Origin of the sequence: Wolbachia endosymbiont of Nasonia giraulti (assembly GCF_048054155.1) — a bacterium.
Lineage (GTDB): Bacteria > Pseudomonadota > Alphaproteobacteria > Rickettsiales > Anaplasmataceae > Wolbachia > Wolbachia pipientis_C.
In genome coordinates, this window is the sequence record NZ_JAFEVH010000037.1 from 1 (window position 1) to 8,551 (window position 8,551).

The 8,551-nt window shown below is 34.5% G+C and carries 10 protein-coding genes; 9 read left to right on the forward strand and 1 reads right to left on the reverse strand.

Annotated elements, in window-relative coordinates:
• Positions 1-314: 314 nt before the first annotated feature.
• Positions 315-1,481: a hypothetical protein gene (locus tag JR312_RS04870; RefSeq protein WP_416647866.1), complete on the forward strand. Its 1,167-nt coding sequence runs from the start codon at positions 315-317 to the stop codon at positions 1,479-1,481.
• Positions 1,482-1,524: 43 nt separating this feature from the next.
• Entirely contained in the window at positions 1,525-2,205 is a 681-nt protein-coding gene (gene pyrF / locus JR312_RS04875) for an orotidine-5'-phosphate decarboxylase (protein ID WP_416647867.1), read from the forward strand.
• 103 nt (positions 2,206-2,308) lie between these two features.
• Here pyrF and JR312_RS04880 read toward each other — a convergent pair whose 3' ends face one another.
• Positions 2,309-2,524, reverse strand: coding sequence for a hypothetical protein (locus JR312_RS04880; RefSeq protein ID WP_416647868.1), 216 nt, complete (start codon positions 2,522-2,524; stop codon positions 2,309-2,311).
• 476 nt (positions 2,525-3,000) lie between these two features.
• Between JR312_RS04880 and JR312_RS04885 the strand changes: the two genes are divergently transcribed.
• From JR312_RS04885 to JR312_RS04915, 7 genes are all read left to right on the forward strand, one after another.
• A complete protein-coding gene (locus JR312_RS04885; RefSeq protein WP_319606767.1) occupies positions 3,001-4,164 on the forward strand; it encodes a phage major capsid protein in 1,164 nt (387 codons plus the stop codon).
• Between the two features lie 74 nt (positions 4,165-4,238).
• A complete protein-coding gene (locus tag JR312_RS04890) occupies positions 4,239-4,943 on the forward strand; it encodes a hypothetical protein (protein WP_416647869.1) in 705 nt (234 codons plus the stop codon).
• 133 nt (positions 4,944-5,076) lie between these two features.
• Entirely contained in the window at positions 5,077-5,274 is a 198-nt protein-coding gene (locus JR312_RS04895) for a hypothetical protein (protein ID WP_149168885.1), read from the forward strand.
• Between the two features lie 436 nt (positions 5,275-5,710).
• Positions 5,711-6,499: a 4-hydroxy-tetrahydrodipicolinate reductase gene (gene dapB / locus JR312_RS04900; RefSeq protein WP_264331137.1), complete on the forward strand. Its 789-nt coding sequence runs from the start codon at positions 5,711-5,713 to the stop codon at positions 6,497-6,499.
• Positions 6,496-7,254, forward strand: a complete 759-nt coding sequence (gene pstB / locus JR312_RS04905; RefSeq protein ID WP_264331136.1) for a phosphate ABC transporter ATP-binding protein PstB — start codon at positions 6,496-6,498, stop codon at positions 7,252-7,254. Before dapB ends, pstB begins: the two co-directional genes overlap by 4 nt.
• Positions 7,255-7,322: 68 nt before the next feature.
• Entirely contained in the window at positions 7,323-7,877 is a 555-nt protein-coding gene (locus tag JR312_RS04910; protein ID WP_416647870.1) for a hypothetical protein, read from the forward strand.
• A complete protein-coding gene (locus tag JR312_RS04915) occupies positions 7,822-8,220 on the forward strand; it encodes a hypothetical protein (protein ID WP_416647871.1) in 399 nt (132 codons plus the stop codon). Before JR312_RS04910 ends, JR312_RS04915 begins: the two co-directional genes overlap by 56 nt.
• Positions 8,221-8,551 lie beyond the last annotated feature (331 nt).

An 8,551-nucleotide genomic window follows, 5' to 3' on the forward strand; every position in this document is an offset into this window, starting at 1 on the left:
AAAAGGTAGAGCAAAAGTGGATTACTGCTTTGCCTAATTGGGCTTTAACTATGTCTCAACTTGATATCTTTTTTCCTGGTAGGTTAAAAATTGAGTTGAATTGAAAATGCGGTTTGACACACTTTTTTGAACGTTCCCGATTTTGGATATTCTAGTAGATGTTCTACTCCCGTTTGATGCCACCTTGCATTTTGAGTTTAGTTAGCATATCAACTAAAGTTTATCACTGGTACAATTGTGATAAGTGTTCTCCTCTACAGGTAAGATAATTTTAATCAATATATACAAGACTGCTGAAGTTTTGTATATGGGTGATGAGCAATTTACTTAATAAATATAATACATTTTATTTTATAGCTAGTTCTCTGGCTACTCTCACGTTACTTACATCTTTAGCGCTTATTAATGTACCTAGTTCTTTAATTCTCGCTTTAGCTGTATTATCTGCTTTGGCTCTTATGATTTTGTATAAAATAATTATTGACACTAGTAAAGTGGAGAAGAAATTTGCTCACAAAGAGCTTGAGTTGACTCAAGAAAAGCACAATTTATACGAGGAAGGAAGAAAATTTGGTCAAAAAATAGAAGATGAGAGGAAATCTTTTCTTAAAGAAAAAAAATCTTTGGAGGAGAAATTAGAAGTAAAAATGAACCGTATAATTGGAATAACAGACGAATTAGAAAAAATAACGAAAGAAAGAGATGAGCTTGCTGCACAAGAAAAAGAATTACATTATAAAATCTTGCATTTGTGTAAACAGTTACAGGAAAAAGAAGCTAATCTAACTGAAAGGGAAAAACAAATAATGGAATTGAAAAGAAAAATAGACAATGATAAATATGAAGAATTGCATAAGGAAATAGAAAAATTATCCAAAGAAAAAGAGGAATTATCTAAGGAAATAGATAAATTACGTAAAGAGAAACATATGCTATATACACAAAAAGAAGAATTATATAAAAGGCAAGAAGAACTTTGTGTAGAATTAGGTGAATTACAATGTAAATTTAAAGAAATTAATCAAAAAAATAAAAACTTATCTCAAGAGTTAAAAAGGAAATTTGAAGAGCTAGATAAAGCAGATGGTTTAATTAAAAATCAGTCTTTTGAGTTAGACAGAATAAGACAAGATTGTAATAACGAAGTGAAAAATTTAAGAAATTCACTTTTAGAGCGAGACAGTCAAATAAAACAACTTCAATATGTGATAGATAAGACAGAAGAATCGATAAGAGAAAATGAAACAATTAAAGATTATAGCAAAAAAATAATATTAGGGGAGACTCAGAAAATAAAATTTATATTAGGGCAGCTTGTGCAATTCAAGCCAATGAAAGGTTCCAAAACATCGGAGGAAACGTCTGATTCTTTACAGGAAGATCTTGGATATGCCAGTCGTTCACCCACTCCGACCAGATTATCGTGTTCAGTGTCTGTACAAAGCATTGCAAGTGGACCAATCCCTGAATATGGATTGTAAAATGCAACAATTACTCTTATTATAAAAAAAATTATACAAGATAATGAACCCAATAATATGCGCACTGGATACACAAGATTTGAATAAAGCTATATCTTTAGCTAATGCTCTGCGTGATAAGGTTGGCATGGTAAAGCTTGGGTTAGAATTTTTTGCTGCACATGGCCCTTCTGGAGTGAGAGAAGTTGCAAAATGCAATATACCAATTTTTTTAGATCTGAAATTGCATGATATTCCAAACACTGTCGCTAGAACGATTGAAGCAATCAAGATTCTAGATGTTGAAATGCTAACATTGCATATCAGCGGTGGAACAAAAATGCTTCAAGAAGCGCTAAGTATAGTGCAAGGCACTAAAATAAAGCTAATTGGAGTAACAGTATTAACTAGCATGAGCAATGAAGATCTGAGTGAACTCGGAGTGGCAAGGGAAGCAAAATCACAGGTAATTTTGCTGGCAAAGCTTGCAAAAAAGATTGGTCTACATGGAATAGTTTGCTCTGCACTAGAGGCTCAAGAGGTGCACCAAGAATGTGGTAAAGACTTTAAAATTATTACTCCAGGAATCCGTATGAATCGAGGTCATGATGATCAAAAAAGGACAGCAACACCAAAAGAAGCAATAAATTCAGGAGCTGATTATATTGTAATTGGCAGACCCATTACAGAGAGTAGCAATCCCGCAAGTAGTGCAGAGTTAATATTGAAATCCCTTACTGATTGAAGCAGGGCAGATAAGGTAGCATAGAGTAAAAGCAACAAACGGTATGTATCCGTTCAGCAGGGTGGCAAAACAAGGTAGACGAGAAAAGATAACTAAATGGGTGTCATCCCAGTGCTTGACCATTTTTCTTTTTTTTTCTGGATTCCAGCGTCACGCGCTGGAATGACAGGGCTGTGAGTGTCATCGAAGTAGCCGATACAGGCCTTTTTCTTCTGTCATCCCAGTGCCCTGACACTGGGATCCAGTTAAATTTACAGGTATAAAAGTAATCAACGTTTCTGGTGATGATAGAAAAATGGATCCCAGCACAGGATACCATTTATTGTTTTGGCAAATTTGTACGGCTACGTACTTTATTTGCACATTCTCCTGAATAGATACTCAGTGAAAAAAAGTGCTTGACACAAAAAAAATGGATGCTGTATAGTACTTAGCGTGGTGTAATACTACACTGCTTTTTTTTACTTCAACAAGTAATCATTATCATTTTTCTCCCGTTACCAAGCAGCTTACGTTCATTTGTATCTACCATGAAGCCAATGCTAGAATCCAGAAAAAAGACCGGTGAATGGCAGGTACGAGCATTATACGTATACAGTTGTATGAACGTTGTTTACCATGAGGGCGCCTCCCAGCACTGGGATCCATATTGTAAACAAGCGTTTGAGTTATACTAAGCTGCCATTCACCGGTCTTTTTTCTGAATGCAGTTTGCATGACAACGCTGAGATTACTGATAAAGATTACCTTCAAATTACAATAACTATTCTAATTTTATTTTTAAAGGAGGCTATTATGTCACTTACTGATATCGCTCACCGTGTTAATGAACTTGCTTCATCATGGGAGCAATTTAAACTAATAAATGATCGTAAACTAAAAGAAATCGAAAGCAAAGGACCTGAGCAGCTATGCAAGATAAATAGTAATATTGATAATTGCAAAGAGCGCTTAGATTTTATTGAAACCTCAGCTCAACGCCCAGAGATTAGCACAGATTTTAATACAGGTGATAAATATTTTTCTGATTATATTCGCAAAGGAATGGAAAACAGATTATCACACAAAACCCTAAGTGGAGATGACAATGATATTGGAGGGTATTTAGTTACTCCTCATATTGTAAAACGCATAAACAAGCGTATAACTGATTCATCTCCAATGCGGCAAATATGTTCTAGTCAAAGAATCTCTACTGAAACATTGGATTATATTATAGAAGATTGTGACCGTGCTGGTGCAGGTTGGAGTGGTGAAGTGGTAGACGACGAAGATGGTGGCTATAAATCCAAGTATGATTTTGCACAAGACACAAGTACACCTAAAATTCAAAAGATTTCCATAACAACTTATGAGCTCTATGCTCAGCCGCAAATATCACAAAAATTGCTCGATGATGCATTTGTCAATGTTGAAAATTGGCTTGTAGAAAAGGTTGCCGAAACTTTCAGTAAGAAGGAGAATGAAGCCTTTATTAAAGGTGATGGCACTTTTCAGCCTAAAGGAATTTTAACTTACGAAAATGGAAATGGTCATAATAAGATAGAGCAAATTAAAGCTGATAAGCTAGACAGCGACGCCATAATGATATTGTACTACTCTCTAAATGAACATTACTCTAAAAATGCATCATTTTTGATGAACAGGAGTACGTTAAAGGACGTGAGGCTACTAAAATCTGAAACAGGTCAGTATCTTTGGCAGCCGAGTTTATCGCTTGAAACACCAGATACTTTAATGGGAATACCAGTATATCAATCTGCTGATATGCCACCTACAATGATTGCAGTAGCAGATTTCAAACAAGCTTATAAGATCGTAGATAACAGAGGAATGAGAATACTTAGAGACCCTTATACAAACAAACCTTATGTTAGATTTTTTGTCACTAAGCGTGTTGGCGGGGAAGTTGTCAACACCAGTGCTATTAAATTGTTGAAAATTGCGAGCAAGTACTAAAATTTTTATGAAATAGTTGACATATTATACTTTTTATGTAATAATTAAATTATTATTAATTTAAGGAGTAAAATATGTGGAAAAGCATAAAAAAGTTTTTTAAGTGGATTGCTGATCATACAGGAATTTCATGGATTGCAAGAAAAATTTCATCAGGGTGGAAATGGTTGTTTGGTGGTAAATCAAGTAATGCTAAACAAAATTTATCATCAGAGCAAGAAAAGTTTTCAAGCAATACATTAACAAAAACTTTGGATAATACAGTTAATCATGAGAAGCCAGTAGCAGATTATCAAATCCATGACAGTCGAGCTGATATTACGCAATCTAAGGAACGTGATAATATTGCCGGTATTTATGAAAGAAAACCTGGAATGCTGGAACTATTTGTAACGTTAACAAATACAGGCAAAGTTTTTGGTGGTGGTATAGGTCTTAGTGGTAATCCTGATCTTAATTTTACTGATATTATTAATAGTTTAAAAGTATATACTCAATACGTCCAGTCCGAAGAAGGAAAAGTATTCAAAATTACTTGTGATAAACCTAAAGTTGAGGAAGGTGGTGTGTTCTTGAATATAGAGTCAGTAGCATCTGAGAATAATAAAATTCCGTCTCACGAATTCTCAAGAATGAAGGAGATCTTAGGTCTGAATGAAAAGCGAGCAACCGTTGCCATAACTCAGATATCTAAAGATCCGATTATAGTTCCTAAATCAGAAATTGCTAGTTCTACAACAACACCAGCTGCTAATAATGGTCTATTTGCTAGTACATAATAATTGCTATAAACCCTTCAAAAGGAGCATCTTCTTTGGTGCTCTTTTTTTTCTTTATACGTTCTCTATAGTAAAAGTTGACATACTATACTTTTTATATAATAATATAAATTATTAATTTAAGGAGTAAAATATGTTTAAAAAAATAAAAAACTTTTTTAAGTGGATTGCTGATCACATAGGAATTTCATGGATTGCAAGAAAAATTTCATCAGGCTGTAAGCGGCTGTTTGGTGGTAAAAAAAGTGAAACAAGTGTTGCGAAACAAAGCATATCACAGCAAGGACAATCTTCAGGTAAAACTACTATTGAAGAAAAAAACAAGAGTTAATAAATGCTTTTACTGCATCTCTTTCTAAGTTTAGAGAAGATTTATCTGATCTTACTCTGAGGAAGTAACTACTGAATCAGAGAAGTTTTATGATGCAGAAGAGGAATTAGATGGTGATTTTCATGATGCACCAGGGGACTTTTGTAATCAACTTCGCTCAATAACTGGAGAACCAGAAGCACAAATATCTAATCCGAGCAAAGTAGGAAACGGTTATTAGTCTTCAAAAAAGAGCACCTCCTTAGGTGCTCTTTTTTTCTTTATAAGTTTTCTCCATAGGAGAAAATTGACTAATTACAATTTGTATCTTCCTCGTATCAATTTTCAATAGATTCATCGATGTATAGCTATAGTTTTATCAGTGTAAGGCTAAATATGCTAAGCTTATAAGGATGACAAAGCTTCAAAAAAAGCCTAACATAGTGGAAAAAGCTTTATGAAAATCAGAGTTGGAGTAATAGGCTGCTTAGGCAGAATGGGTAAGAAAATACTCAATGAATTAATTACGAATACCAAAGTGGAAGTAGCAGGTGCTGTTGCTCGCTTGGGCAGTGAGTATATAGGCTTAGATATTGGGCCTATTGCAGGCCATGGCTCCGATTTAGGAATCAAAGTTACAAGTTCTATTAGTGAGGTATTTGAATCGTCCGATGTTGTAATAGATTTTACAACTAAAGAATGTATGCTAGACTGCCTTAAGGCAGCTGTAAAATTTAAAAAGCCGCTAGTTAGTGGCACAACTGGAATAGAAGGTCTAAATTTAAAAGACTATGCTGCTAAAGTTCCAATATTATGGTCAGCAAATATGAGTATAGGAGTTAATGTGTTGCTGAAATTGGTAAAAGAAGCTGCCAAGCTTTTAGGTAATGAGTATGACGTTGAAATTTGGGAAATGCATCACAATTTAAAAAAGGATTCACCATCTGGAACAGCTATAGAGTTTGGTAAAGCAGTTGCTAACGCTGCAAAAGTGGATTTTGAGCTCAATCAATATTCACATAATAATTCAAATATAAGAGGAAAAGGAGGAATAGGCTTTGCAGTATCTCGTGGAGGTGGAGTAATAGGAGATCACAGTGTCATGTTTGTCAATTCCGATGAACGAGTAGAATTAAATCACAAAGCAATTGATCGTACAACGTTTGCTAGAGGGGCGGTTCAGGCAGCAATATGGTTGTGCGAGAATAAAACTCCAGGACTTTATTCAATGCAGGATTTAGTATGAACGATAAATACGCTTTCGTTAAAAATTTAAATCTTTGGTATGGCTCTAAACAAGTTTTATTCGATATAAATTTGAATATTTGCAAAAAGAAAGTCACAACTTTTATCGGACCTTCTGGGTGCGGTAAATCGACATTTTTGCGTTGTTTTAATCGTATGAATGATTACGTACCTGGATGTAGAGCGACTGGTGAACTGGTAATCGATGGGCTGGGTAATATATATTCACGTGATATGGATGTTGTATTGCTCAGAGCAAAAGTTGGTATGGTATTTCAAAAACCCAATCCTTTTCCAAAGTCAATATATGATAATGTTGCTTATGGGCCTAAATTGCATGGCATGGTGAAAAATAAGCAAAAATTGAATGAAATAGTAGAAAGTAGTTTAACTAAGGTTGGTTTATGGGAAGAGTTGAAAGATAGATTGCAAGATAGTGCACTAAATTTATCTGGTGGCCAGCAACAAAGATTATGCATTGCTCGTGCAATTGCAGTAAAGCCAACTATTTTATTAATGGATGAACCATGCTCTGCTCTTGATCCAATGGCAACCAATGCAATCGAAAATCTTATACAAGAATTGAAATTGAGGTTCACCATAATTATGGTAACTCATTCGATGAAGCAAGCTAAAAAATTATCTGACAGCATAGTTTTCTTTTGCAATGGCAAGATTGTTGAATTCGGAAGTACTCAAGAAATCTTTGAAAATGCTCAGTCTCCTTTAACGAAGGAGTATATTCTGGATCATTAGCTTAATAATTGATATTTTAATTTTTTCTATGTATAATTTTATCAAGTTTGTTGTGATAGGGGGTTAAAATGTTTAGTACAAGTGAAGCAACAAAAAAGTTGTTTAAAGCTATTGAATTTCAAAATGCTAGTGGTGAAAGAATAACACCTGAGGAAGCTTGGAATCATTTTCAACAAGCATTGAAAGAAGGAGCGAATGTTAATGCTTTTGAAGATGGAATGACACCTTTGATGTGCATTATTTCAGCTTTTGTTACTAGTAATAACGAGGAACATCAATATTTAGAGCTTATGGCTAAGTTGCTTGTACAGCATAAAAAAATTGATGTAAATATTAAAAGCAAGCAAGCTGTTATGGAGAGAAGACCAAAGGAACATGATGGTTATCCAGTTTACGAATTTGAGGAGAGAGAAGTAGTAGATAGGAGTCCATATCTTCGCTGCATATACCTTGACAATTCACAACCTGTCGATGAAGGATTTATACCTCAAAATTATGCTCGTGCAGAGGAGGAAATTGAGACCGGCAAGAAGAAAAAAAAATACAGCTTTACACATTGCTTGCGAGATGGGAAGTATAGATATAGTAAAAATATTACTCACACATCCAAAGATCAAAACTAATATTAAAAACTATGAAAACAAAAGTCCAAGAGATTGTATTGCAGGATATGTTAAGAAAATAATAGAACCAGAGTTCATAAAGATAGAAGCAGTTGCTCAAAAAAGGAAACAAACTAATTATGCTTATGCTTTTTTGTTATCTGGAGTATTTGCTGTTGGTCTATGTTTCGTAGTTGACAACCCAGTTCCACTTGCTGCAACTTCGTTGCTTTTTTTTGCAATAGGATGTGGTTTTCTGTATAGAGCAAATACAGTTATTAATGATGTAAGCTTCTCTCAAGTTATTGTGAACGAACGTGCTAGTGATTTATCTGTTCAGGTAAGGTGTCATTCCAGCACTTGATGCTGGTTTTCATTTAATCTCATTGAATTTAGCATAAGCTTTGTAAACTTTTCTAGATCCCAGTGTCAAGCACTGGGATGACACCCATTTCTTTCTAGTCTTGTCATTCGAGTAGCTGAAACTAGCTGCTTTTCTTAATCCCAGTGCCAGCTACTAGGATGACATTATGGAAATCTGGATCACGTTGTCAGCTACTATAGTATTTTCTAAAATGGATGATAAAGTTCCATTATGGTATTACCAACCAAAAGCTGTAAGTCTGTATATTTATACATGAGAGGTCTGAGGCGGCTTTTGATGGTATGCCAACAGTATTCTATAGGATTCAAAT